The sequence below is a fragment of the Frigoribacterium sp. R86507 genome, assembly GCF_044597695.1.
GTDB lineage: Bacteria > Actinomycetota > Actinomycetes > Actinomycetales > Microbacteriaceae > Frigoribacterium.
Window position 1 is genome coordinate 321981 of sequence record NZ_CP139002.1, and the last position, 23646, is coordinate 345626.

Below are 23646 nucleotides of genomic sequence, written 5' to 3' on the forward strand. Positions count from 1 at the left end.
TTGGTTGTGGTTACAGCTTCCCGCGTCGGTGCGGGTCGTCGCCCCTGCATCGGCGACAGGATGAGGCTAGCCATGTCTGTATGTCCTGTCAATCGGTCATGGAGTCGGAGACTTGACTGAGGCGAGGAGGCGCGGCTCGGGTGACCCGCGCCTCCTGCGGTGAGCGGCTCCCTAGAATCGGAGCATGCCTTTCGACGAGTGGTACGACGATGAGACGCGAGAGGCCGCGACGGCCCGCGTGCTGCAGCGGCGGATGACGAACCCCACCGACCGCAACGTCCTCACCGTCGTCGCGGAAGAGTTCAACGTCCCGCGACAGACCCTCAGCGACTGGGTCGACGAGGCCTCGCCCGAGTCCGCCAAGCCGAAGCGCAAGCCCCGCCCCAAGTTCTCGCAGGTCGTCAAGACCACCAAGGAGGCGCGGGTCGAGTCCCCCACGGACGACGGGCCAGCCGAGTCATCGCGGTCCGCCGCACCCCCGGAGCCCGCGAGCGGATCCGAGCCCGACGCCGAGGCCGAGGCCGTGCAGCAGACCGAGGCCGTGCAGCAGACCGAGGCCGTTCCGCAGACCGAGACCGCGCCCGAACCGCAGACCGAACCCGAGCCCGAGCAGGACCCCTGGGCAGTGTCCGATCCTGCCCCCGAGCCCGAGCCCGAGCCCGAGCCCGAGCCGACACCCGAGGCTGAACCCGAGCCACGGCCCGAACCCGTGCCCGAGCCTGCATCCGAACCCGCACCCGCATCAGCTCCCACACCCGCACCCGCCGGCACCCGCCTCACCGCCCTCGAGGCCGAGGTCGCCGCCCTCCGCGCCGGCAACCGGGCGCTCGTCGAGGCGCTCCGCGTCCTGGTCGACGACTGATGGAGATGGCCGACCTGCTGGTCGTGCTGGTCACCGGTTTCGTGGTGATCGCCGCTGCGACCCTCGTCGGCCCCCGCCTCGGAGTCGCCGCCCCGCTGCTGCTGGTCGCCGTCGGGGTCGCCGCGAGCTTCCTGCCGGTGTTCGCGTCGGTCGAGATCGATCCCGAGCTGATTCTCGCCGGCGTCCTGCCGCCGCTGCTCTACTCGTCGGCCGTGTCGATGCCGGCGATGAACTTCCGCCGCGAGTTCGGGGCCATCAGCAGCCTGTCGGTCGTGCTGGTCGTGGCGACCGCCCTGCTGCTCGGCGTGTTCTTCCAGCTCGTCCTGCCCGACCTCGGCTTCGCCTGGGGTGTCGCGCTCGGCGCGGTGATCAGCCCGACGGACGCGGTCGCGACGTCGATCGTCAAGCAGACGTCGGTGTCGAAGCGGGTCGTCGCCATGCTCGACGGCGAGAGCCTGCTCAACGACGCGACCGCGCTGGTGCTGTTGCGTACCGCGATCGTGGCGACCGCCGCCTCCTTCTCGTTCTGGGGTGCGCTGGGCACGTTCGCGTACTCGGTCGTCGTCGCGCTGGTGATCGGTCTGGTCGTCGGCTGGGTCAACCTCGCCGTGCGGAGGCGCGTCACCGACTCGACCGTCAACACGGTGATCTCGTTCGCGGTGCCGTTCGTCGCGTCGCTCCCGGCGAGCGCCGTCGGGGCGTCCGGGCTCGTCGCGGCGGTGGTCGCGGGCCTCGTCACGGGGGTCCGGGCGCCGCGGGTGCTGTCGCCGCAGAACCGCCTGTCGGACACGCAGAACTGGCGCACGGTCGAGCTCGTGCTCGAGGGTGCCGTCTTCCTCACCATGGGCCTTCAGATCAAGTCGATCGTCACGGACGTGCAAGAGGACCACTCCGGTGTCGCGCCGGCGCTGCTGATCGCGCTCGGTGCGTTGGCGCTGACGATCGTCGTGCGGGCGGCGTACGTCGCGCCGCTACTGCGCTTCCTGTCGGCCAGGGCGCGTCACGCCGAGGCGATGCAGCCGCGGGTGCAGAGCATGCAGGACCGCATCGAGTCCGAGGGTGCCGGCGGCTCGTTCGCCGAGCTGAACCGGCGGGCGCGCAGCGACCCGCGGCAGCTCGAGGCCGGAGCCGGTACCGGTGCCGGTTCCGGCGACACCGCAGGAGGCGCGGTGGGCGACCCCGCGGACCTCGCGTCGGCCGGTCGGTCACCCCGTGCCCGCACGCCGCGCAGCCCGAGGCGCGTCGAGCCGCGCACCCGATCGGGCCGCGCCCGGTCGCCGCGCACCCCTTCGCAGCGGACGCTCGACCAGTTCACGAGGCGGGTCACGCAGGGCCTGGCCGACATCGAGTACTTCCTGCGTCAGCCGCTGGGTTGGCGCGACGGCACGGCGGTCGTCTGGGCGGGGATGCGCGGCGCGGTGACGGTCGCGGCGGCGCAGACGCTGCCCGAGGACACCCCGCAGCGCCCGGTGCTGGTGTTGATCGCGTTCGCGGTCGCGGCGCTGTCGCTGCTGCTGCAGGGCGGGACGATCGGGCCCCTCTTGAGGCGTCTGTCGCCGCCGGTCGACGAGGCCGCGGAGCACGCCCAGAACGAGTCCGAGCGCACCAAGATCGTCGAGCTGATGCGGACGAGCGCCGACACCGTCCCCGGCCCCGACCCCCGCACGGTCGACCGCTCGAAGGAGGGTTTCGACGCGTCGGTGGCCCACACCCTGGCGATGTTGGCCGCGCAGCGTGAGGCCCTGCTCGACGCCCGCGACAACGGCCTGTTCGACGCCGATGTCCTCGCGGACGCCCTCACGAACCTCGACGCCTCCGAGATCGCGATCGAGCTCCGCGGCCGCCTCGCCGACTGACCCCGGCCGCCGTCGCGGTTCCCCGCGCCTCCCCCTGAACGACCGCAGGAGGCGCGGGTCGGGTACCCCCGGACGCCTCGCTGACCGGGCCTGGCGCCGGTCGGCCGCGCGCGCCTCCTGGTCGTCCCACCGACGCCGGACGCCGGCCGCCGCACGTCGGCCTCAGGCCGCCGGACGCCCCGCGCTGTCCCCCGCCTGGCCGCTTCGCGAGTGCTCGGCGACCCGAGGCTGGAAGCTCGCTGGAGGTCGATGACGGGTGGGGCGCCGCACGCGTCCGAATGGTGTGTCCGCACCGCGGCACACCGTGTCCGCACCGCGGCACAGCGATCCCCGGCCACCGTCCCGAGTGGCCTCGCCGAGAGAAGGACCACCACCATGAGCGCAGACGACGAGAAGCAGGCCGACGGAAGCTTCGCCGGCAGGTTCCGCGACCAGCTCGGCAGCCGGGCGATCGAGCCCATCATCAAGGCCGTCCGCACCGAACTGCGGTCGGCGCGCGACGAGATCGCCGGCCGGGCGCGGGATGCGCGATCCGGCGCCGTGCTGCTCGCCGTCGGCGCCGTCCTCGCGATCGTGACCGTGATCCTCCTCGCCGTCACCGCCGTCGCGCTGCTGGCCCTGGCCCTGCCGCTCTGGGCCGCCGCGCTGATCACGTTCGCGGTCTTCGCCGTCGTGACCGCGGTGCTCGTCGCCGTCGGCCTGAAGGGCGTCAAGCGAGGCATCCCGCCGGTGCCCTCCGACACGGTGAAGAACCTCACCTCGTCGGCCGACTAGCTGCCGCTCCGCCGACACCCCTCCGAACCCGACCCACTCCCCACCCGACACCGTCCCCACCCGACACCAGAGAGTCCCCCATGCCTCGCAACACACCCGCCAGCCGGTCCACGAAAGAACAGCGCACCCAGCACGCCGAGACCTACACGCCGCTCGCGCGGTACGCCTCCGAGGCGTTCGGGGCGTTCCTCCTCGTCGTCGGAGGCGTGGGCACGGCCGTGTTCGCGTCGTCGTTCCCGGACGACGGCAACACGCTCGGTGTCGGCTTCCTCGGCGTGGCCCTGGCGTTCGGGCTCAGCGTGATGGCCGGCATCTACGCCGTCGGTCACATCTCGGGTGGCCACTTCAACCCGGCCGTGACGGTCGGCTTCGCCTTGGCCGGTCGGACCACGTGGGCGAGCGTGCCCGGCTACGTCGTGGCGCAGCTCGTCGGTGCGGCCGCCGGAGCGAGCGTCGTGGCGCTCGTCGCCGCGGACGGCCCCGCCGGCTACTTCGCCGCGGCCCGTGAGTCGGGTTTCGCGTCGAACGGCTTCGGGACTTCGTCGCCCGGCGGCTTCGGACTCGGAGCCGTGCTCGTGACCGAGATCGTGCTCACGGCCGTGTTCGTCGGAGTGATCCTCTCGGTAACCGCCAAGAACGAGTACAAGGCCCTGGCACCCCTGGCGATCGGCCTGACCCTGACGCTGATCCACCTGATCAGCATCCCGGTGAGCAACACGTCCGTGAACCCCGCCCGCTCGCTGGCGGCGGCCCTCTACGGCGGCCCCGACGCGCTGGCCCAGGTCTGGGTCTTCTTCGTGGCGCCCCTCGTCGGCGCCGCCCTCGCGGGCCTCGCCCACCGCGTCCTGCGTCGCCGCGCCTGACCTGCCCGAGCGGCAGCGAACCGAAGGAGGCGCGGGTCACGTGACCCGCGCCTCCTGCGGTTGGCTGCTCCCCCGCGGTCGCATTCCGGGCCGAGCGGTGCCGTCCGCAGGCCCTCGGCTGCCGACCGACCGGCGCACACTGCGAGACTCGGACCGGCTACCCCTGGGGTGTCGGGCTGGCGGAGAGGGGCAGGCAGTACCGGGGTGAACGCCACTCGCCCGTCCGGGTGCACTCGATCGGGACGTCCACGCCGCGCACGGTGAGGGTCTCGTCCTGGAACCCGCCGGACGCGCGTCCCGTCGGGTGCCGGAAGGTGAAGACGTGGGTGCCGTCGGCCGAGGTGCACTGCCACGGGCACTGTAGTCGCCAGCCGTCGATGCGGACGCACTCCCCCAAGCGGTCGGTGCACGAGATCGTCGTCCACGTACTCCCACGTGCCGGGGTTGCCGTGGTCGGTCTGGAGGACGCTGTGCGGTGTCGACTCCGCGAGCTCGCGCGGGAAGTCGCCGTGGTCCCAGTGGGGCGATCCGATCATCAGCGTCACGGGGACGCCGACCGCCACGGCGAACAGGATCAGCATGATCGTGGCGTCGCGTTTCTGCCGCTTCGTGAGCTGTGTCACGGGCTTGCGGGCCGGCTTCGCTTTCGACACTGCTCTCCCCTGGACACGGTGGGACCGGGACGCCCCTCGCCCCGTGCGCGCGCCGCGAGCAGCCCCGTTCCGATCATCGCAGGCCTCGGGGCAGCGTGGTCACGTGCCACACCTCGGCCGGCGGGGGTAGCCCGTGTGAGGATCAGGTGGCGTGCCGCGTCCGGTGGCGTCGCAGACGAGGGGAAGCGCGGATGGCCGACACGAGCGAGATCGTGCACGTGGTGTTGGTCGAGTGGGCCGAGGGAGCCCCGGCCGACGTGGCCGAGCAGGCGTCGCGGCTGTCGACCGAGCACCTGACCGGCATCGACGGTGTGCTGTCGGTGTCGAGTGGTGAGAGCGTCAGCCCCGAGCAGCTCGAGGCCGGCTTCGACTGGATGCTCGTGGTGCGCTTCCGTGACCCCGCGGCGCGGGACGGCTACCTGCCCCACCCCTCGCACCAGCCGGTCGCGAACTACCTCGGCGACGCGTCCGCCCGCGTCGTCGTCTTCGACGTCCGGGCGTAGGGCAGGCGCAGGAGGCGCGGGTCACGTGACCCGCGCCTCCTGCGCTTGCCGCGTTCGCGGCTAGAACGCGATGTACTGACCGTTGTCGTAAAGGACGAACGACTGAGCCGCCTCGGGCACGATGTAGGCCGTGTAACCCGTGAAGGCCGAGCCGGGGTAGAGCTTCGGGCCATCACTCATCGAAGGCATCCCGTCGCCGAAGATGATGTATTCACTGTCGTACCGGTTGCCCTCAGGAGTCGCCAGAGAGAGATCGTAGGACGCCAGCGACGGCTCGACCCCGTCCGGGTCGATTCCCGTCATGGCGAGTTCTGCGACGACGTACTTGAAGCCCGCAGGGGCTTCTTCGTTGAACATGTTCCACTGCGCGACGAGCGCGTTGGCGTTCGCGTCAACGATTCGCGCGGTCAGGCTGTACTTCTCCCCGCCGAGGAATCCCTTGGCGACGTAGGGCTGTGGTGCGGGACTCTCGATCGTGCCGGTGGCGGCTGGTGCCGCACTCGCCGCCGGCGCGGGCTCAGAGGCCTCGGGCGCGGGCGCTTCCTCCGTCGGCTCGGCAGGTTCGCTGACCTCGGTCGTGGCCTCGGCCGTCTCGATCACGCTTGCTTCGGTCGCCGTCGTGCCGGGGCCGGCCAGCGCGGCAGACGTCGCGATGATGCCGGTGAGCAGGGCGACGCTACCGAGGGCAAGGCCCGTGACGGCAGCGTTCTTCTGCTGCTTCTTCACGAGAGCAAAGATGCCCAGAGTGACGCCTCCGAGTGCCAGCAAAAGGCCGAGCACAGGGACGAGGCCCGTGAGGAACGCGGCGATTCCCACGAAAAGAGCTCCCAGAGCCAGCTTCCTGGACCGAGCCCCCGGCGCAATGCCGTTCGGCTGGACGGGCGAAGCCTGCCGCCCGTCAGGACCCGGCTGGGCGGGCGGAACCTGCATGGCGTCGGGACCTGGTGCGGGCATCGTCGGCACCTCGGTGACCATCGGGGCGGCGTCGTGCCACCGTTGTCCATCCCAGTAACGCGGTTCGTTGTTGGCGTGCGGTGCTGGGTACCAGCCGGCGGGTGTCTCGTGAGGCAAGTGTCTATCTTTCGGGTCGGGTCGACAGAGGTGTGCAGCTACGCCGGACGTCCGTCGGGGGATCGTCGCGAAGCCTGGTGGAGTCCGAGCGGGAGTGACTGCACCAGAAGGTCAGGAGTCGGCGATCGGGAGTTCCTCGACCGCTTCACCACTGCCTGCTCGCGACACCATAGCGGAAAGCGAATTATCCTCGCAGCCCCGGTGTGCGCCTTTCGGGGCTGGATGACCAGCGCGTCCTGCAGGCGCCTCCTCCCCCGGGATCGCAGCGGGGTCACTCGGCGGTAGGTTCACCTCATGAAGGTCCTGGCCGGCATCGTCACCGCGCTGCTCGTGGTGTCGGTGCTGCTGGTGCTCGCGGTGCGGGCCGATCCGGACGTGCCGCTCGTGCTGTCCGGCTCCGACGCGCGCCTCCCCTACTGCACCACCTACGACCCGGTGATCGTGGCCGACCTGACGACGGAGGCCCTCCCGACCTGTGCACCGCACGGGGTCGAGATGCGCTTCCCCGACGGCTTCGTCATCGACCTGCCCGACGAGCCCGGCGCCGGCGGACGCCCCTCGGAACGCTACGACTACGGCTACGTCGACGTCGGGGCCTTCGGCATGTACGCGTCGCGGGCCGACCACGCCTGCGAGCACATCGAACAGTGGGGCACCCCCGAGGCCATCCGTCGCGTCACCGACGCCTTCGGCGACGACTACGCCTGCGTGCCCGACCAGCAATGACCCGAGGAGGCGCGGGTCGTCTCCTCGAGACACGATCGGTATGACGCTTCAGTCGCTACCCCTCACCCGTTCGGTGCGATCAGCACCTTCGCGTGCTGCGTCTTCCCGCTGTCCAGCTCCACGAGCAACCCCGGCAGCTCGTCCAACCCGACCGTCCCCGTGATGAGCGGCCCCGCCTCGACCGAGCCGTCGGCCAGCGCCCGCATCGCACCGACGAAGTCGGAGTGCGTGTAGGCGAGGCTGCCGATGACGGTCAGCTCGCGGCTCTGCCAGTCGCCGTACGACACCTCCGAGGTGGTCATCGGGTAGCCGAGCAGCGCGAGCGTGCCGCCTCGGCGGACGAGCTCGGCGCTGGACTGGAACAGCGAGGAGGCGCCGGTGCACTCGTAGAGGACGTCCGCCCCGAGTCCGTCGGTCAGCTCGAGCACCCGAGCCGTGGAACCCTCGCCGGGAGCGTGGACGTCGGTGAGGCCGAGGCGGCGGGCGGTCTCGCGCCGCGCCTCCATGGGTTCGACGATGACGACGGCTCCGGCGCCGGCGTGACGGGCGTGCTGGGCGGTGAGCAGGCCGATGGGGCCGGCGCCCTGGACCACGACGACCGAACCGAGGCGCTGGCCGGCCCGGCGGACGGCGTGGAAGGTGACGGCGGTGGGTTCGACGAGACTGAGCTGCTCGTCGGTGAGGCCGTCGAGTGCGCGTTGGACGCGGCGTTCGGGGACGGTGACGTGTTGGGCGAAGGCTCCGTGGGCGGGGGCGTCGGGCGAGATGCCGTTGGCCTCGGCGAAGGCGGTGTCGCAGTGGTCGGAGTGTCCGGCGCGGCACATCGCGCACGTGCCGCAGGGCGGGCCGACGCTGGCGACGACCCGGTCCCCCACGGCGACGGTCGTGACTCGGCTGCCGGCGGCGATGACGGTGCCGGTCCACTCGTGGCCGAACACCGCGGCGGGGATGAGCCCGCCGGACGCCCACCCGTGCGTGTCCGTCGCGCACACGCCTGTGTACCGGATGCGCACGACGACCTGCTGCTCCCCCGGAGCCTCGAGGTCGACCTCGGCGAAGGCGACCGAGCGCTCGGCGTCGACGGTGGCAAAACGGGTGCGGGCAGGGAGGTCGGTCATGCCCACCAGGGTAGACGTGGGCGACAGGTGTTGCCTGGCGTGGCCATTCTCCAAGCTGCACCAGGATCTACATCTACCGCGACGGGGCGACCTTGAAGCGACACAGTGGTCTCGCAGCAATGCGGGAGCCCCAAGATCGGGTTAGGGCCAGCGTGACGACTCCACGTGGAATCCCCTTGCCTCGACGCACATCCGCGAGGTCGACACGCTGGTCAATTTCCCTGAGTGGCCCGGCGTGACTCCAATTTTGACTGCCGCGCCGCGACGCTCGGCGCCCTGCCGTGGTTGCGCGAGCGCGAGCTGTCAGCTCGAATCACCGTGCCTGCAGCAAGGGTGGCGTGAGATTAGATGACGGAGTCTCCGAACTACCTGCGTTCGTCGGGCCAGTGACTCGGAACTGCAGATCCAGGATGCGAGCGAGCACCTGCGGACGTCACTCCGGCTCCCCATGAGCCGCGTTGTACGCGTCGACGACTCCATCGGAGAGCCGTCCATGGTCCTTGACGGCCATGCCCTGCCTCCTTGCCCACTCCCGAATGTCCTCCGGCGCAACAAGGTGGCGCGCCGGCTTCGCTGCCGCTACTGCGATGAAAGGTCGGAGAGCCTCATCCAAGAGCTGGACACTCGTGGGCCCAAGATCCAACGAATACTCGCGCCCCTTGTACGTGAGCACTGTCGGATTGACCGGGCCCGTCAAGTGCTCGCCTGAATAGTCATCTATCGTGATTGTGCGCTTTGCCATAATCCAATTAAAGACCAATTGAATCTGGTTGGCAAGCTAAATGAATCCTTTGCCATTTTGGAAACTCCAAGGATTGATAGGCGTCCCTGCGCACCGCACACCGAGACGGCAGATTACTGAGCGGACCGGGCACCCTTGCGAAGACGAATCGGGTCGGTCTCGTCGGGCGGAACATGGGCGTCGAGAAATGCGCATCCGAGGGTCATTCCCAGAGCGTGGCTGATCTGCCGCCACAACCATCGGGGGATGCTACCTAGGTCCACGCCTTGCGGCTGCAGTTGGCGTCTTGGACCGTATCTTCTAGCTTCTGAGGATGGTGAGTTTGAGGGCATTGGCTTCATCCTGCGTGATGGCACCCGATGCGATGAGTGAATTGAGCCGCTCGAGCTGCGCCAGAACGTCGGTCTTATCCGAAGCGCTCACCTCCCTCAAAGCGGATTCCGCAAGCTGGGCTGCAGGAAGCGCACCTGCAGCCGCATTTGCGTGACGATTTATCTGTTCTGCCATCTGACGCGGAACGGACAGCCTGTCCGGGTGCACCATGACGCGCACGGCCCATCCGCGACCTCCCACTTGAAACTCACCCTGCCGAGTGTCGTGTTTTTCCTTCTTCTGCAGTGCCATTCCAGGGATGATCGCGCTACCGGGCAACGGTGAGAGCAGAGCCATACGGGTCAAGGTCGGGCGCTGCGTTATGAGCTCTTGCCCGTCCAGGTATACCTGCGCCGACGTGTATGGGTCGATCGGATAGCCCCCGTTGGGCGTCACAACACGGTCGCTTCTAACGATGAGCCACTTCTCGCCGCTCACGACCTTGAACATCGACCCCTTCCGAGCAGTTTGCGAGAACCCGTCTTCAGCGTCGATCTGCCCGATCTGTTCAGATCCGACCCGGAGCAGCCCCGCCCCCTCCTCTCGACGAATCCGCAACTCCGTTGCACCACGCACCGGTCGTCCACCCTCGGCCTTTGCGATTGAAAGCGCGAGTGCAATCTCGCGCTCTTCCGCCTCTACTCGGCCCTCGGCTGCATGCTCGGCAGCTTCGCGGAGCCGATCGTCGACGCGGACGTAGGGAGCAGACTTCACCGGTACCAGGCCGCCCAGCTCGCGATAACTCACGAGAGAGCCCGTCGCAAACGCCTCGAGGACCGCCTTTGTTGCCTCGTCCTCGGTGGCCTTGTCTGCGACCTTCTGCTCTTTCACTGCCGAGCGTTGCGCCTTGAGTTCGGTCACAGCCTGCGCGCGGTCAGTTCGTCTACTTGCGTTCACCTCCCTCAGCTCGGCCTGGTTGACTTCCGCGCGCTCTCGAGCCGACTTCGTGTTGTCGACGAAGTCCGTTAGGCCCTGCGGCGTTACGTGGTTGCCGGTCGCTACAAGATTCACGTCCACACCGGTCGCGCGCAGGATCTCTTCGTAGAGAAGGCGAGCGTCGCCGACGGTCTTCTTTAGGAAGTGGAACTGCGTGATGCCGGTGGCCGTCTGAACGGTCAAGGCCCCGTTTATCAGCATTGAAGGTGCCTTGTAGGAAACTGCGATGATTTCTTGGGCCGGGAGGCGCCGCTCGGGGGCACCAAGAGCCCCCGAGGCAATCTTGTTCCGCGCCGTGACAACGAACATGTGCCCGTCGAATGTGGCGTCCATCCCATACCCCTTGACCTCGAGCATGACGGGCCCTTCCCTTTAGACAACTTGATGAATACGCGAAACTGCCTCGCTGACCGAACCCTAGTGGGGACTGGCCCACGCGACGTTCGAATAATTACAGGGCAAGGTAGTGTCAAGGAAATTCGATGCGGAGGAAGGGAAGCTGACCGTAGCCCCTATGGACGCCGGGCCAGCGGACGGAAAAGGCCAAGGCTTGGTCCACCTGGCATTCTTCATTAAACGGTCGTAGGCGAAACAACTCGGCTGTGACCAACGGGAGCGGACAAGCCCCGGCTCCAGACTCCCCTCCTCACACACCTCGGGCCCTCTATGCGGTCGTTCATCGGGACACCTCCGGGTGATTGCTGTGGCGAGCTGCGGTCAAGTGGCACCTGGCCTGCGGACTCGCGTATGCCTGTCCCGCAAAAATGACCGGTGACGGGGGTTCAAACGCTCCAGCCATCGGATGTTCATCGGATACGCCCGCGTCTCGACCTCGGGACAGGATCTCGCAGCACAACGTGACGGTCTTGCAGCGCTCGGTGTTGACGATCAACACGTGCATCTTGACCACGGTCTGTCGGGCACGACTCGAGCCCGGCCCGGCCCGGGCTGCGCGAAGCTCTCACGGCGTGCCGTGCCGGCGATGTCCTGTTTGTCACGAAGCTCGACCGTCTCGCCCGATCACTTCGCGACACGCCGACATCGCCGACGAGCTGACGAAGAAGGGCGTCGCTTTGAATCTCGGGGGAGCGGTCTGCGACCCCACCGACCCCGTCGGCCGGCTGCTGTTCAACGTCCTCGGCATGGTGGCCGAGTTCGAGGCCGACCTCATCCGGGCCCGCACCCGGGAGGGCATGGCAATCGCCAAGGCCGCCGGCAAGCTCCGCGGCCGCAAGCCCAAGCTCACCGCCTCGCAGGAGAAGCACCTGGTGCAGCTGCACCGCACCGGCACCCACATCACGAGCGAGATCGCCGAGCTCTTCGGCGTCGCTCGGTCGACGGTTTACCGCGCCATCCAGCGGGGCGGAGATGGAACAGGGGTTTAGAACGACGCCGTCTTCGCCCCGCACGAGTGGCATCACGTGACGAATGTCGGAGGGTGGTGTTGTAGTCGGTGTGATTAGGGGGAGGTGGAATGTGTCTGTTGTGATGGTGAGGCAGCGCCACGAGACGTCGCCGACGCCGGATGGCTGCCGTTGGTGTGGCGCTGAGCGGACGGGCCACGGGCATATGTGGGTGCGGTCGGTTGGGGGGCACCGTTGGGCTGCCCCAACACCGGCACAGCGCCTCGCGAGGTTTCGTGCGCGAGGAACTATTGCGCCCGCAGCTTGAGCTGTTCGAAGACATCGATAAGCGGTGCAGGTACGTCCTCTTTGGTCTTGAGGCGTAACACCAGTGAAAGCAGCATGTCCGGCTTGCCTTTGGGGGCCTTGCTGGAGCCCGGTCGCAGCATGTCCAGGATGTCGCTGCTAAATTTCTTGCCCGAGCGAAGCGCTGCGAAGTCATCTGTAGACCAGACGGTGGAGGGTGCATCTTCGTTGTCACGTGGCCAGAGGTCGTTCGCCGCGGTGGCCCATTGATCGTCGGAAAATACGTCCTCGATCTCGTGGGGATCTCCGATGTACAAGCAGTGTTTATCGGGATCTAGACCGCCCTTGCGGAGTCGGTCATCGCTGAAAACGTGCTTTGCAGTGGTCTTAGAGTCGGCATCGACGAGGAACGCAACATCCCGGTTATGTCCGTGTAGGAACTGCGCAAAGCGCAATGCCCCCTCGTTGTTATGGCAGGGCCAGAGAGCGATCCCAGATGATTCCAGATGGCGGCCGGTAGCAAGTTTGAAGAGCACTGGGATGACGCCTGCTTCGGTCTCGCCTTCGACACCGACGAAGAGACGTTCGTGCAGCAGGACGGTGTTGCGGAGGCCCACGCTGGCCGCGATTGCGCCGAGGTGCGAGCCGACGTCGGAGTCGTCGGCTAGTTGCTCGAGGATGGTCCGATGTTCGGCATGCTTGATGTGAATGACATCACTGATGTCTGTCCCATCGATTAGGTTCATCGAATGTGAGGCAATGACTACGGTGACGTTTGGATGCTCTGTCTGCTCGTGGATGAGCCGCATGAGCTCTCGTTGGTGCCCGTAATCGAGGTGGGTGTCCGGCTCGTCGTACAGAAGCACAACGTCTTCGCCGGAGCGTGCCATGACTGTCGAATTGTGCTCCCACACGGCCAGGGCGATGCGACGGGCACGGCCGGCGCCGGAGTGTTGCAACCCAATTTCCTCGCCAGCAGGATTCTTCACGGTTATCCGCGTGGACTTGAGGCCGTTGGCGCTGGTAAAACTGACCGTGGGCTGGATCGAGACGTTCCCGATGTCACGCACTGTCTGCATGATGTGGTCGCGGATCTCGTCAGCGTCGCGGACGAGTTTCTCTTCCAGTTCCTCTTCGATAGTTCGAACGCTGCCCTGCAGTTCGTCAGATTCAAGGTGCGCTCGGTAGGCCGTCTGCAGCGTTGTCTGAATCGCAGTTTCTGCATTAACTGCACTGGCGGCATCGAAGTGCTGACCCGCTGGGAGTGCGCGGTCTAGCCCGGTTTCAGCCGCGGTCCACTTTTCCACTTTGTCGGCTTCGGTAGCAGCCTCATCTAACCGCGCAACGAGCTCAGGTTTTAGGCCATTCGTGGGTAGGCCAAGCCCTTCCAGACGGTCCTTCAGGACGTCGACCTTTGCGGAGGCGTAGTCGCGCAAGCTGTGATCAGCGGGCACCATCTTGAGCACTTCAAGAGCAGTGGAGCCGTTCCGATGGACTCGACGGACACGAAGCGGTGACGGGCCAAGGTCCGCTTCCGTATCGCGTAGCTCGAAAGACCCTTCCACCCACGTTTCCTCCACGCGATGAATCTCGTTGTCCTCGAGACCACCAGACTCGCTACGAAGATAGGTACGGTCCGACTCTTCTAACTTGAGCGAGCCGAGCAGGAACGAGATTGCGTCGATGATGGCAGTCTTGCCGGCGTCGTTGTGGCCTGCCAGGACGGTTGGCGACCCAATGGGAAGTCCAGTCATGGATTCGACTGACCGGAAGCCGGCAATGGATACATTCGTGAGCTTCATCGTGCCCCCAGGCGCATGTTGTGACGAATCATCAACATAGCGCGCCCGTCACACCGCAGTTTGGAATGGCGTGCCCGGTAGACGATCGTTCATCGAGATCAGTTTCGGACCGACCTATCGAGACAGTTGGCGCCTCGTAGCTGCGCGGGAGTGGCCAGCCTCCACCGGTGGTCGGCGACCGATCGTCTATCGAGAGGCCTATCGGGGGTTTGTTGGTGGCGTTTTTGGCGGTTTCTCGCCTTCTTGAATGTGCTTGAAAACTTCTTCCACGGGCGGACGCGGCGGCGGTGTGGGCTCTGGCCTTTCACTCATCATCAGCCTTTTTGTTCGGGCCGTCAGCGCCGTGGGTCAGTGTCGTGAAGACGTCATCGACGCTCGGGCGGGGCCGAGCTGGGGAAGATGGTTGATTCTGCGGGTCCGGGCGTTCCTCTTGGGGCATAAGGGTCTCCTTCTAGTTGAGCAATGCCGCTGATTATCGCTGACAACAGAAGCGCGACGACACTCGCAGATAAGAATCGAAACCCCCTTGTCATCCAGACTGCCCGTTCCGCATTTAGGCCGTCCCGTTTTTCTATCTCGACCTTTCTCACTTCCAGGAGGTGGTCTTGAAGATCGGTGAGAGGCATGTCGTCGTCGACGTACCTAGCAACCAGGTCTCCTGCGGACACGACGCCAAGGGCCAGAGGGACAATGGCTCTCGTGGAAACGACAATCGTCGTGGCTGCCAGGACGAGGGGGGCGATGGCAGTCAGGTCATCCCACGCGGGACTGAGAATCGCGATGCTGGCCGCCACGACAGCAGCGGCGGCCGTTGTGGCATATGCCGCTTTTGTTTCAATTGTCCGGGTGCGCTCCACAGATCGTTGACCCTGGACGTCAAGCTCAGCTTGCAGAGCGACGATGCGCTGTGACCGTCGAACAGTCCGCTTCGTCCCGCTTCTTAGCCCCGCAAGCTTCATAGCAATGAGCCTACGGTTCGCGCCTGGCGCTTCGCCGGCGCAAGAGTGTCAAAATCAAGCGCATGCACAATGACATGGTGGGGGCACCAAGGCCCCGCATTTTGGTACACGGAATGACAGACGCAGAAGTCGAAATCATTAGAACGGTGGCGGGAAGCGTTGTAGTCGCCCAAAATATGAACGATATGCACGCGGAAGAACACGATGTTCTTGTTCTGGCAGAAAGCGGCTTCTCCGACCTCGCGGGCGTTTACCCTCGCCGCCTCGTCTTCGCACCTAAGCCGCAACCTGATTCACCCGGTGTTGTCCGAACGATGAGCGGATCCTCTGGGGGTTCGTCGACGCGAACAATTACGAGGGCGCAGACGCAAACACGCCCAGCTCGCGATTTTGACGTTTCCGACCATGCCCGGGGCCTTGGCCTCGAAGCCCTTGTGCGCAGTTCCTGCGTGCCCCCTCAGGGTGAGCTCTATGTAGGCATGCTCACCCCGGTTTACCCCGAGCGAGACACCACTGCGCTTCTTGCAGAGCGCCTAAACCACGGTCTCACACTGGCTGCTTTCTTCGGAAAAGAGGGGACCTACTCATTCGAGTCAGTGGTCTGGCTTCCCAATCAGGCCAGAAGTCACCTTCTGGAATGGCTCAAGGTGGCACTGTCAATCTGGCACGAGCAAGACCCTGATCGGGTCCCGTCTTCTGACGTATGGGGGCATGACATTGGCTGGGCATCGCCTGCGGAGCTAGCAGCGAGACAGGAGTTGGACCGTTTCGACGTGGCAGAAGACGCGAGAATTCGGGAGGTGCGAGCTGATCGCCAGCGTCTCGTGGATGCAGTAGCGGCAAGTGAAACAGCCGGAACAAAATGGCGAGCCCTACTGACGGAAACAGGCGACAATCTCGTCAATGAGGTGCGCGTCATGCTCGAAGAACTCGGTTTCACGGTGGTGGATTCCGACTCATTACCTGAGCACAAGGGCTTGAAGCGTGAAGACCTGCGGGTAATGCACGCCGGATGGATCGCCCTTGTCGAAGTGAAGGGCTATACGAAAACAGCTAAGTCCCGAGACCTTCTACAGACAGGCTCCGTTGTGGCGTCTTATGCCGCGACCGAAGGTCGGCCACCGAACGCTCTTTGGTACGTCCCCAACACGGAGCGACTCACTGCCCCAGGGCAGCGAGTTCAGGTATTGCGCGGCCGAGATGAAGACGTCGAGACGTTTCGTGAATCGTTCAATGGATGCGTTATCGACACCCGCGAGCTTTTCGCGCTGAGACAGCAGGTAGCGCTCGGAAATATCGAGAAAGACCAGGCGAGGCAGGCCCTTAAGGATGCGGCGGGCCGTTTTCAAGTCCCGAAAGTTTAGGTCTCTTCTTCCCTGTCCGCATTCGTGTCGGCGGTCGGCTATAACGTCTGCCGGCATGGGAGTACGAGGGGCTGGCGAGGTCGCGGCGAAGATTCTGCGCCGGCCGATCCCGACGCACCCGTTCGCAGTCCCGCCGATCACTGGCACGTTCGGTGTCTGGCAAGTCCGCCGGGTGCGCTCTGCGCCCCTTGGCTGCGTCCTCTCGCGCCCCGAGCTGGGCGGCATCGCCTACCTCTGCTACGCCCACGGCCGAGACGATGCCGGCGGCCGTCCCTGGCTACGCCGAGAGGGCAGCTTGAACACCGCCGTCGCGTGGATGATCCAGCACGAGGCAGAGCTGTCGGCCATGACGGGCCGGCTGCACCCCGAGCCGGACGAGTGGCAGTCGTGACCGCGGTGCTACGAACATGACACCCGGTCCGCCCAACTGCGAGTCTGTTTGTCGCTTTCGACCGAAGGCGACAATCTGGACGGCATTTCGACAAACTAATTCACGGACGACAAAGCGGTTCGTTAGCTGGGCATGTCCACGAACCGCGAGAACATGCCGTGGAACGCCACCGTGATGGTGTCGGTGGGGCCGTTGCGGTGCTTGGCGACGATGAAGTCGGCCTCGCCCTGGCGGGGGTTGTCTTTCTCGTAGGCGGACTCGCGGTGCAGCAGGATGACCATGTCGGCGTCCTGCTCGAGCGAACCGGACTCTCGCAGGTCGCTGATCGCAGGCTTCTTGTCGGCACGCTGCTCAGGGCCACGGTTCAGCTGCGACAACGCGATCACCGGCACCTGCAGCTCTTTCGCCATCAGCTTCAACGCACGCGAGAACTCCGACACCTCTTGCTGACGGCTCTCGACCCGCTTGCCCGACGTCATCAGCTGCAGGTAGTCGATCACCACGAGCTTCAGGTTGTGCTGCTGCTTCAGTCGGCGGCACTTCGCCCGGATCTCGACCAACGTCATGTTGGGGGAGTCGTCGATGAACAACGGCGCATCGTTGATCCGCCCACGCACCTGCGCGATGTTCGTCCAGTCACGCGCGTCGACCGTTCCTTTACGCATGTTCTGCAGCGGCACACTCGACTCGGCCGACATCAGACGCATCGCGATCTCGCTACGCCCCATCTCGAGCGAGAAGAACACCGACGCCTGCCCGTGCTTGATCGACGCCGCCCGCGCCAGGTCGAGTGCCAACGTCGACTTACCGAGCGCCGGCCGCGCCGCCACGATGATCAGCTGACCCGGGTGGAACCCGTTCGTCAACGCGTCGAGCTGCGCGAACCCCGTCGGCACACCCGTCATCTGACCGTCACGACCCTTGGCCGCCTCGATCTCGTCGATCGCGACCGTCACCGCCTCGTTCAGTGGCACGTAGTCCTCGGTCTGCACCCCACCGGCCACGTTGTAGACCTCGGCCTGCGCGTTGTTGACCAGGTCGACGACCTCGCCCTCGCTCGCGTAACCCATCTGCACGATGCGCGTGCCGGCCTCGACCAGACGGCGCAGCACCGCCTTCTCGGCGACGATCGACGCGTAGTACCCCGCGTTCGCCGCAGTGGGCACGACGCCGGTGAGGGTGTGGAGGTACTCCGCGCCTCCTGCCCTCGACAGGTCGGCGGACTTCATCAGCTCGTCGCTGACCGTGATGACGTCGGTGGGCTCACCGTGCGAGTACAGGCCCAGGATCGCGTCGTAGATGACCTCGTGCTTGGGCACGTAGAAGTCCATGCCGCGGACCGTCTCGATGACGTCGGCCACGGCGTCTTTGCTGAGCAGCATGCCGCCCAGCGCGCTCTGCTCGGCGAGCAGGTCGTGCGGCGGGACGCGGTCCATGTTGACGGGGCCACCACGGTCGCGATCGCGGTTGTTCGACGCATCGGGAGCGAGACCGAGATGGGCGATCGACATGGGTCCTCCAGCGAGAGTCGGGTGGGTGCGGGGCAGCACCGAAGACGCTCAAGGCAGTTGTACGACAGACCCCCGACATCCCCCTGCCGAACCGCCGTGATCCACCCCTGACGAGCGCGGGTACACCTTATGGACACCGAGTTCTCCACAGCAAATGCACCTGTGGATAACTCTGGGGAGAACCGGTGAGCAACGCCGGACAACCCTGGGGAGAACTGTGGATCACGCTGTGGACAACGAGATACTTCAGTTCGCTTACCTGCCTCTGACCTGGACTTTCGTTAATCCACACCTGTGTGGAGAAAATTGTCTAAACCGGGGGTTGAGACATCCGATTTGACATCCGCCTGTGCACAAGGGATTTGACTTCGGGGCACGAGAACCGATAGCGACGCAGCCAGTGTTCAGCTTCTGGTAACCCCCGAAGGGGGGCCTGCGAAGAGGCTGGTCAGGGCGCTATCGGGGTCCGGCACCGCGCCTCCTGCCGGCCCCCGGACGACGAAGAACCCCGTTCCGTGCGATGAACCACGAAGCTTCGGGGTTCGTCGCACGGAACGGGGTTCGAGGGGGGAGCAGGTGCCTCAGAAGGGGACGCCGCAGCGGAGGACGACGTTCGCGTACGGGGTCGCCTCGCCCGTCCGGACGAGGAGGCGCGCGCCGCCCGAGAGCCGCTTGAGCTCGTCGTGCGAGACGTAGGCGACGTCGTCGAAGCGGGACGTGATCCAGTCGCCGGCCTCGCGGCCCTGGCTCTCGTCCGCGGCCGTGCAGGCCTCGAACACCACGTCGGCGGTCAGGGCGTCCAGCACGTCGGCGAAGGCGGGCAGGCCGTGGACGACGGCGAGGTCGACCACGGGGACTCCGGGGGGCAGGGGGAGTCCGCAGTCGGCGACGACGACGAGGTCGCCGTGGCCGAGGCCGCTGACGGCGTGGTTCAGCTGGGCGTTGAGGAGGCCTCCGCGCTTCACGAGGCCACCTCAGCCGATGACGCAGCAGCGGCAGGCAGCTCGTCCTCGAGCGTCGGGTACGACGCCTGCGTGCCCACACCCGTCACCGAGAAGGCCCCGACGCGCACGGCGTCCCGAGCGGCCTCGAGCAGCGACGAACCCGCGGCCAGTCCGGCGGCGAGGGCGCCGACGAAGGCGTCCCCTGCTCCGGACGAGTCGACGGCCGCCACCTTCGGCGAGGCCACCAGCACGGTGCCCGACGCATCGGAGACGATCGCGCCGGAGGCACCGCGGGTCATGACGACCGAGGTGACTCCCTGGGCGCGCAGGGAGGCGACGACCGACTCGTCGTCGACCCGCGCCTCCTCGGCTTCGGAAGGCTGCTCAGCAGCCCACGCGGCCAGCAGCAGCCGACCCTCGTGCTCGTTGACGACCAGCGGATCCGCGGCCTTCACCACGTCCGCCGGCACGTCGATCACCGGGGCGAGGTTGAACACCACCCGTCCTCCGGCGTGCTGCACGGCGGCGGCGATGCCGTCCACGGGGATCTCTCCCTGCAGGACGACGACCGCAGCGTCGGACAGAGCAGCAGCGTGCGATCCGACCGCCGCCGCACCGACCGCGCCGTTCGCCCCGGGGACGACGACGATCGTGTTCTCGCTGTCGCCTCCGACGCTGACGATCGCCAGGCCGGTGGGCCCGGGGACGGTGTCGACGCCGCTGACGTCGACACCACTCGAGCGGAGGTAGGGCAGGGCGTCGTCGGCACGTCCGTCGTCGCCGACCGCACCGATCATCACGGTGCGGGCGCCGCGACGGGCGGCGGCGACGGCCTGGTTCGCGCCCTTGCCGCCGGGGGAGAGGGTCATCGACGAGCCGATCAGCGTCTCGCCGGGCAGGGGCAGGCGGTCGACGGTCACGACCTGGTCGACGTTGATCGACCCGACCACGACGACCGTGCCGGCCGCGCCAGCCGAACCTGCGGCCGGAGCCGCACCCGCGCCTCCTACGCCCGAGGCGTCCGTACTAGAACCGGTCATTCGGTGAAGTCACCCACGTTCTCCTTCGTGACGGTGATGACCTCGACGGCCTGGTCCGAGGGGCCCTCGTCGCCGCTGCCACCGTTGACGGCCTTGACGGCCTGATCGACCGCGAGGGCGCCGAGCTCGGCGGGCTGCTGCGCGATCGTGCTCGAGAGCGTACCGGCCTCGATGGCCTTGAGGCCGTCCTCGGTGCCGTCGAACGCGGCGACCTTGACGTCGGTGCCGGCGCGCGAGCCGAGCGCCTGGATCGCGCCGAGGCCCATCTCGTCGTTCTCGGCGAAGACGCCCACGGCGTTCGGGTGCGCCTGCAGCAGGTTGGTGGTCACGTCGAGCGCGGTGGCGCGGTCGAAGTTCGCGGTCTGCTGCGCGACGACGGTGATGTCCGGGTACGCGGCGATGCCCTTGGTGAAGCCCTCACCGCGGTCGCGGCTGGCGGAGGTACCCGCGACGCCCTGGAGCACGATGACCTCGCCCTTCTCGCCGATCGCCTCGGCGAGGGCCTTGGCGGCCTGCTCGCCACCGGCGACGTTGTCGCTCGCGACGAACGAGGCCACGTCGGCACCGTTGACCGCGCGGTCGACGGCGACGATCGGCACGTCGGCCTCGTTGAGCGCCTTGGCGGCGGGGCCTGCGGCGTCGCTGTCCACGGCGTTCAGGATGACGGCGTCGGCGGTCGAGGCCGCGGTCGCCAGCTGGTTGGCCTGGGTGGCCGAGTCGTTCTGGGCGTCGACGATCTCGAGGTCGACGTTCTGCTTCTTCGCCTCGGCGGTCGCGCCGTCACGCAGCTCGACGAAGAACGGGTTGTTCAGGGTGCTGAGCGACAGGACCACCGTGGGGCGGTCCGCCTCTCCGGCGGGGGTGCGGTTGCAGCCGGCGGTGCCGGTCGCGACCAGGGCGGCGATCGCCGTGACGGTGGCGGCCTTGCGGAACGAGGTCAACTTCATCGTGTGTCCTTCGGGTTGGGTTGGGTTGGGTGAAAAATCTTCAGCTGCTGCGCGTCTTGCGGCGCAGCACGTCGACGCCCACGGCGAGGGCGATGACGAGGCCGATGACGACCTGCTGCCAGAACGAGGTGACGTTCAGCAGGTTGAGGCCGTTGCGGATGACGACGAGCACCAGGGCGCCGATGATGGTGCCCGAGATGCGGCCGACGCCGCCGGCCAGGCTCGCGCCGCCGATGACGACGGCGGCGATGGCGTCGAGCTCGTAGCCCGAGGCCGCCTGCGGCTGGGCCGAGTCGAGCCGGCCGGCGAGCAGCAGGCCGGCGAGGGCCGCGAACAGCCCGGCCAGGCCGAAGACGGTGACGACGATGCGCTTGACCGGCAAGCCCGAGAGGCGCGCGGCCTCGGCGTTGCCGCCGACGGCGTACATCGAGCGGCCGATGACGGTGCGGTTGAGGATGAACGAGGCGACGATCGCGGCCAGCACGAGCACGATGATCGGCACGGGCACCGGCCCGATGTTGCCACCGAGGAACGACACCGCCGGGGGAGTCGCGATCGGACGACCGTCCGAGACGACGAGGGTCAGGCCGCGCGCCACGCTGAGCATGGCGAGCGTCGCGATGAACGACGGCAGCTTGCCGTACGCGCTGGCGAACCCGTTGACCAGGCCGGCCACGAGGCCCGTGCCGAGCCCGAGGGCGAGCGCCAGGCCGCCGGGCAGCCCCGCCGTGGCGAAGAACCAGCCCGAGACCATCGCCGACAACGCGGCGACCGAGCCGACCGAGAGATCGATGCCGCCCGCGACGATGACGAAGGTCATGCCGAACGCCAGCACGGCGACGGTCGACACCTGGATGCCGATGTTGAGCAGGTTGCGGCCGGTCAGGAAGTCCGGCGTCGCGATGAACAATGCCAGGCACAGCACGACGAGCCCGACGAGGGCTCCGTTCGCGGCCAGGAAGGTCTTGATGTCGAAGGAGCGTCGCTGCGCCTTCACGGTGGTGGTGGTCATGGGTGTCGTCCTCGGGTCCGTGCTTCTCGGGTCAGTTCGTCAGGGGGACGTCGCGTGCCGCGAGCGTCATCAGGGTGTCTTGGGTGGCGTCGGCCGCGGCGACCTCGCCGGCGACGACTCCGTCGCGCATCACGAGGATGCGGTCGCTCATGCCCATCACCTCGGGCAGTTCGCTGCTGACCATCACGACCGCGCCTCCTGCGTCGGTGATCCGGTTCACCAGCTCGTAGATCTCGACCTTCGCGCCGACGTCGACGCCGCGGGTCGGCTCGTCGAGCAGCAACACCGTCGATCCGGCGATGATCCAGCGGCCGAACACGGCCTTCTGCTGGTTGCCGCCGGACAGCGAGCCGATCTCTTGATCGATGTCACGCATGCGGATCCGCAGGGTCGAGGCGACCTCGTCGGCCTTCGCGCGCTGGCCGGTGAAGTCGACCAGACCGGCCTTCGCGCTGCTGGCGAGCGTCGCGTAGCCGAGGTTGTCGTTGACGGAGGCGCCCAGCACGAGCCCCTGCGCCTTGCGGTCTTCCGGCACGTGGCCGACGCCCGCGGCGATGGCCCCGGCGACGTCGCCCTTCTTGAGGCGCTTGCCGCGCACGGTCACGGAGCCGGAGTCGTACTTGTCGACCCCGGCGATCGCGCGGACGACCTCGGTGCGACCGGCGCCGACGAGCCCGGCGATGCCGAGCACCTCGCCCGCCCGCACCTCGAACGACACGTCGCGGAAGGTCTTCGACGTCAGGCCCTCGACCTGCAGGACGACGGGGGAGTCGCTCTCGCTGCCGGGGGTGCGCGGGTACTGGTGCGCGATGTCGCGGCCGACCATCAGGCGGACGAGCTCGTCCTCGTCGGTCGACGCGGGCACCTCGGCGACGAACGCACCGTCGCGCAGGACGGCCACGGTGTCGCCGATCTCGGCGATCTCGTCGAGGTGGTGGCTGATGAACAGCATGCCGACGCCGCGGGCGCGCAGCTGCTCGACGACGCGGAAGAGGATCTCGGTCTCGTGCCGGGTCAGCGCCGCGGTCGGTTCGTCGAGGATCAGGATGCGCGCGTCGATGCTCAGCGCCTTCGCGATCTCGACCAGCTGCTGGCGGGCGATGCCGAGCTCGCCGACCTTCTGGTCGACGTCGACGTCGAGCCCGATCAGGTCCAGGGCCTCGCGGGCGCGCTTCTTCAGCTCGCGGCGGTCGACCAGGCCGAACCGGGTCGGGAACCGCCCCATCATCACGTTCTCGGCGACGCTGAGCGAGGCGACGAGGTTCAGCTCTTGGTGGATCGTCGCGATGCCGAGCTTCTCGGCGGCGTGCGTGTTCGGCAGGTGGACGGCCTCGCCGTCGACCAGCACGCGGCCGGCGTCGGGCTGGTACACGCCCGACATCATCTTGATCAGGGTGGACTTGCCGGCGCCGTTCTCACCGAGCAGCACCTGCACACGGCCGGGCCGGACGTGCACGGTGACGTCGTCGATGACCCGCACGGGGCCGAACGACTTGCTGACGTTCTCGAGCGTGAGCAGGGGGCGATCGTCGTCGATCGAGTGGGGCATGG

21 protein-coding genes and 3 pseudogenes are annotated in these 23646 nt (G+C 67.2%); 11 read left to right on the top strand and 13 right to left on the bottom strand.

Going from position 1 to position 23646, the window contains the following annotated elements; translation table 11 throughout:
* Positions 1–184: 184 nt before the first annotated feature.
* The 5 genes from SJY14_RS01565 to SJY14_RS01585 all read left to right on the top strand — a co-directional run bounded on the left by SJY14_RS01565 (position 185) and on the right by SJY14_RS01585 (position 5511).
* Positions 185–862, top strand: a complete 678-nt coding sequence (locus SJY14_RS01565) for a hypothetical protein (RefSeq protein WP_396599590.1) — start codon at positions 185–187, stop codon at positions 860–862.
* 5 nt (positions 863–867) lie between these two features.
* On the top strand, positions 868–2718 hold the full coding sequence (locus SJY14_RS01570) for a cation:proton antiporter (protein ID WP_396599591.1): 1851 nt from the start codon (positions 868–870) through the stop codon (positions 2716–2718).
* A 375-nt stretch (positions 2719–3093) separates the two neighbouring features.
* Complete coding sequence (locus tag SJY14_RS01575) at positions 3094–3492, top strand: phage holin family protein (protein WP_396599592.1); 399 nt, start codon at positions 3094–3096, stop codon at positions 3490–3492.
* Positions 3493–3572: 80 nt separating this feature from the next.
* A complete protein-coding gene (aqpZ, locus tag SJY14_RS01580; RefSeq protein WP_396599593.1) occupies positions 3573–4355 on the top strand; it encodes an aquaporin Z in 783 nt (260 codons plus the stop codon).
* 844 nt (positions 4356–5199) lie between these two features.
* Positions 5200–5511 (top strand): Dabb family protein, encoded by a 312-nt coding sequence (locus tag SJY14_RS01585; protein ID WP_396599594.1) that lies wholly within the window; start codon positions 5200–5202, stop codon positions 5509–5511.
* Positions 5512–5571: 60 nt separating this feature from the next.
* On the opposite strand, the gene SJY14_RS01590 is transcribed toward SJY14_RS01585, so the two are convergent.
* On the bottom strand, positions 5572–6486 hold the full coding sequence (locus tag SJY14_RS01590; RefSeq protein ID WP_396600287.1) for a hypothetical protein: 915 nt from the start codon (positions 6484–6486) through the stop codon (positions 5572–5574).
* Between the two features lie 15 nt (positions 6487–6501).
* A pseudogene (locus SJY14_RS01595) lies at positions 6502–6582 on the bottom strand (DUF2510 domain-containing protein); the annotation flags it as partial.
* A gap of 294 nt (positions 6583–6876) precedes the next feature.
* Here SJY14_RS01595 and SJY14_RS01600 point away from each other — a divergent pair.
* The gene (locus SJY14_RS01600) at positions 6877–7308 is read left to right on the top strand and encodes a hypothetical protein (protein WP_396599595.1); all 432 of its coding nucleotides are present in this window, start codon (positions 6877–6879) and stop codon (positions 7306–7308) included.
* A 62-nt stretch (positions 7309–7370) separates the two neighbouring features.
* On the opposite strand, the gene SJY14_RS01605 is transcribed toward SJY14_RS01600, so the two are convergent.
* The 3 genes from SJY14_RS01605 to SJY14_RS01615 all read right to left on the bottom strand — a co-directional run bounded on the left by SJY14_RS01605 (position 7371) and on the right by SJY14_RS01615 (position 10833).
* Positions 7371–8426 (bottom strand): zinc-binding dehydrogenase, encoded by a 1056-nt coding sequence (locus SJY14_RS01605; RefSeq protein WP_396599596.1) that lies wholly within the window; start codon positions 8424–8426, stop codon positions 7371–7373.
* 433 nt (positions 8427–8859) lie between these two features.
* Positions 8860–9168 carry a histone-like nucleoid-structuring protein Lsr2 gene (locus SJY14_RS01610; protein WP_396599597.1) on the bottom strand — a complete coding sequence of 103 codons (309 nt, stop codon included), beginning with the start codon at positions 9166–9168 and terminating at the stop codon, positions 8860–8862.
* 300 nt (positions 9169–9468) lie between these two features.
* Positions 9469–10833, bottom strand: a complete 1365-nt coding sequence (locus SJY14_RS01615) for a hypothetical protein (RefSeq protein WP_396599598.1) — start codon at positions 10831–10833, stop codon at positions 9469–9471.
* A gap of 445 nt (positions 10834–11278) precedes the next feature.
* Between SJY14_RS01615 and SJY14_RS01620 the strand changes: the two are divergent.
* The 3 genes and pseudogenes from SJY14_RS01620 to SJY14_RS01630 form a co-directional block, all read left to right on the top strand.
* Positions 11279–11347: pseudogene (locus SJY14_RS01620) on the top strand (recombinase family protein); the annotation flags it as partial.
* A gap of 116 nt (positions 11348–11463) precedes the next feature.
* Positions 11464–11636, top strand: a pseudogene (locus SJY14_RS01625) (recombinase family protein); the annotation flags it as partial.
* A 33-nt stretch (positions 11637–11669) separates the two neighbouring features.
* Positions 11670–11861: a helix-turn-helix domain-containing protein gene (locus SJY14_RS01630; protein WP_396600240.1), complete on the top strand. Its 192-nt coding sequence runs from the start codon at positions 11670–11672 to the stop codon at positions 11859–11861.
* A 266-nt stretch (positions 11862–12127) separates the two neighbouring features.
* Here the strand turns inward: SJY14_RS01630 and SJY14_RS01635 are convergent, their stop codons facing one another.
* Both SJY14_RS01635 and SJY14_RS01640 read right to left on the bottom strand, forming a co-directional pair.
* Positions 12128–13927, bottom strand: coding sequence for an AAA family ATPase (locus SJY14_RS01635; protein WP_396599599.1), 1800 nt, complete (start codon positions 13925–13927; stop codon positions 12128–12130).
* A gap of 365 nt (positions 13928–14292) precedes the next feature.
* Positions 14293–14886: a hypothetical protein gene (locus tag SJY14_RS01640; RefSeq protein WP_396599600.1), complete on the bottom strand. Its 594-nt coding sequence runs from the start codon at positions 14884–14886 to the stop codon at positions 14293–14295.
* A gap of 113 nt (positions 14887–14999) precedes the next feature.
* On the opposite strand from SJY14_RS01640, the gene SJY14_RS01645 reads away from it, so the two are divergent.
* The gene (locus SJY14_RS01645; protein WP_396599601.1) at positions 15000–16250 is read left to right on the top strand and encodes a hypothetical protein; all 1251 of its coding nucleotides are present in this window, start codon (positions 15000–15002) and stop codon (positions 16248–16250) included.
* A 172-nt stretch (positions 16251–16422) separates the two neighbouring features.
* The gene (locus SJY14_RS01650) at positions 16423–16641 is read left to right on the top strand and encodes a hypothetical protein (RefSeq protein ID WP_396599602.1); all 219 of its coding nucleotides are present in this window, start codon (positions 16423–16425) and stop codon (positions 16639–16641) included.
* Positions 16642–16763: 122 nt separating this feature from the next.
* Here the strand turns inward: SJY14_RS01650 and dnaB are convergent, their stop codons facing one another.
* The 6 genes from dnaB to SJY14_RS01680 all read right to left on the bottom strand — a co-directional run bounded on the left by dnaB (position 16764) and on the right by SJY14_RS01680 (position 23644).
* Positions 16764–18152: a replicative DNA helicase gene (gene dnaB / locus SJY14_RS01655; protein WP_054145742.1), complete on the bottom strand. Its 1389-nt coding sequence runs from the start codon at positions 18150–18152 to the stop codon at positions 16764–16766.
* A gap of 581 nt (positions 18153–18733) precedes the next feature.
* Positions 18734–19117 carry a D-ribose pyranase gene (gene rbsD / locus SJY14_RS01660; protein WP_396599603.1) on the bottom strand — a complete coding sequence of 128 codons (384 nt, stop codon included), beginning with the start codon at positions 19115–19117 and terminating at the stop codon, positions 18734–18736.
* Positions 19114–20136 (bottom strand): ribokinase, encoded by a 1023-nt coding sequence (locus SJY14_RS01665; protein WP_396599604.1) that lies wholly within the window; start codon positions 20134–20136, stop codon positions 19114–19116. Before SJY14_RS01665 ends, rbsD begins: the two co-directional genes overlap by 4 nt.
* A complete protein-coding gene (locus SJY14_RS01670) occupies positions 20133–21083 on the bottom strand; it encodes a substrate-binding domain-containing protein (protein WP_054145739.1) in 951 nt (316 codons plus the stop codon). Before SJY14_RS01670 ends, SJY14_RS01665 begins: the two co-directional genes overlap by 4 nt.
* A gap of 40 nt (positions 21084–21123) precedes the next feature.
* Positions 21124–22095: an ABC transporter permease gene (locus SJY14_RS01675; RefSeq protein WP_043595333.1), complete on the bottom strand. Its 972-nt coding sequence runs from the start codon at positions 22093–22095 to the stop codon at positions 21124–21126.
* Between the two features lie 31 nt (positions 22096–22126).
* Entirely contained in the window at positions 22127–23644 is a 1518-nt protein-coding gene (locus SJY14_RS01680) for a sugar ABC transporter ATP-binding protein (RefSeq protein WP_396599605.1), read from the bottom strand.
* Positions 23645–23646 lie beyond the last annotated feature (2 nt).

Excerpts from the sequence above, each read along its gene's own strand:
- SJY14_RS01585 (WP_396599594.1), top strand. The coding sequence starts at position 5,200 with ATGGCCGACACGAGCGAGATCGTGCACGTGGTGTTGGTCGAGTGGGCC.
- SJY14_RS01630 (WP_396600240.1), top strand. The coding sequence starts at position 11,670 with ATGGCAATCGCCAAGGCCGCCGGCAAGCTCCGCGGCCGCAAGCCCAAG.
- SJY14_RS01615 (WP_396599598.1), bottom strand. The coding sequence starts at position 10,833 with ATGCTCGAGGTCAAGGGGTATGGGATGGACGCCACATTCGACGGGCAC.
- SJY14_RS01665 (WP_396599604.1), bottom strand. The coding sequence starts at position 20,136 with ATGACCGGTTCTAGTACGGACGCCTCGGGCGTAGGAGGCGCGGGTGCG.
- SJY14_RS01610 (WP_396599597.1), bottom strand. The coding sequence starts at position 9,168 with ATGGCAAAGCGCACAATCACGATAGATGACTATTCAGGCGAGCACTTG.
- SJY14_RS01670 (WP_054145739.1), bottom strand. The coding sequence starts at position 21,083 with ATGAAGTTGACCTCGTTCCGCAAGGCCGCCACCGTCACGGCGATCGCC.
- SJY14_RS01635 (WP_396599599.1), bottom strand. The coding sequence starts at position 13,927 with ATGAAGCTCACGAATGTATCCATTGCCGGCTTCCGGTCAGTCGAATCC.
- dnaB (WP_054145742.1), bottom strand. The coding sequence starts at position 18,152 with ATGTCGATCGCCCATCTCGGTCTCGCTCCCGATGCGTCGAACAACCGC.
- SJY14_RS01590 (WP_396600287.1), bottom strand. The coding sequence starts at position 6,486 with ATGGTCACCGAGGTGCCGACGATGCCCGCACCAGGTCCCGACGCCATG.
- SJY14_RS01575 (WP_396599592.1), top strand. The coding sequence starts at position 3,094 with ATGAGCGCAGACGACGAGAAGCAGGCCGACGGAAGCTTCGCCGGCAGG.
- SJY14_RS01600 (WP_396599595.1), top strand. The coding sequence starts at position 6,877 with ATGAAGGTCCTGGCCGGCATCGTCACCGCGCTGCTCGTGGTGTCGGTG.
- SJY14_RS01570 (WP_396599591.1), top strand. The coding sequence starts at position 868 with ATGGCCGACCTGCTGGTCGTGCTGGTCACCGGTTTCGTGGTGATCGCC.
- SJY14_RS01645 (WP_396599601.1), top strand. The coding sequence starts at position 15,000 with ATGACAGACGCAGAAGTCGAAATCATTAGAACGGTGGCGGGAAGCGTT.
- SJY14_RS01605 (WP_396599596.1), bottom strand. The coding sequence starts at position 8,426 with ATGACCGACCTCCCTGCCCGCACCCGTTTTGCCACCGTCGACGCCGAG.
- SJY14_RS01640 (WP_396599600.1), bottom strand. The coding sequence starts at position 14,886 with ATGAAGCTTGCGGGGCTAAGAAGCGGGACGAAGCGGACTGTTCGACGG.
- SJY14_RS01565 (WP_396599590.1), top strand. The coding sequence starts at position 185 with ATGCCTTTCGACGAGTGGTACGACGATGAGACGCGAGAGGCCGCGACG.
- aqpZ (WP_396599593.1), top strand. The coding sequence starts at position 3,573 with ATGCCTCGCAACACACCCGCCAGCCGGTCCACGAAAGAACAGCGCACC.
- SJY14_RS01680 (WP_396599605.1), bottom strand. The coding sequence starts at position 23,644 with ATGCCCCACTCGATCGACGACGATCGCCCCCTGCTCACGCTCGAGAAC.
- SJY14_RS01675 (WP_043595333.1), bottom strand. The coding sequence starts at position 22,095 with ATGACCACCACCACCGTGAAGGCGCAGCGACGCTCCTTCGACATCAAG.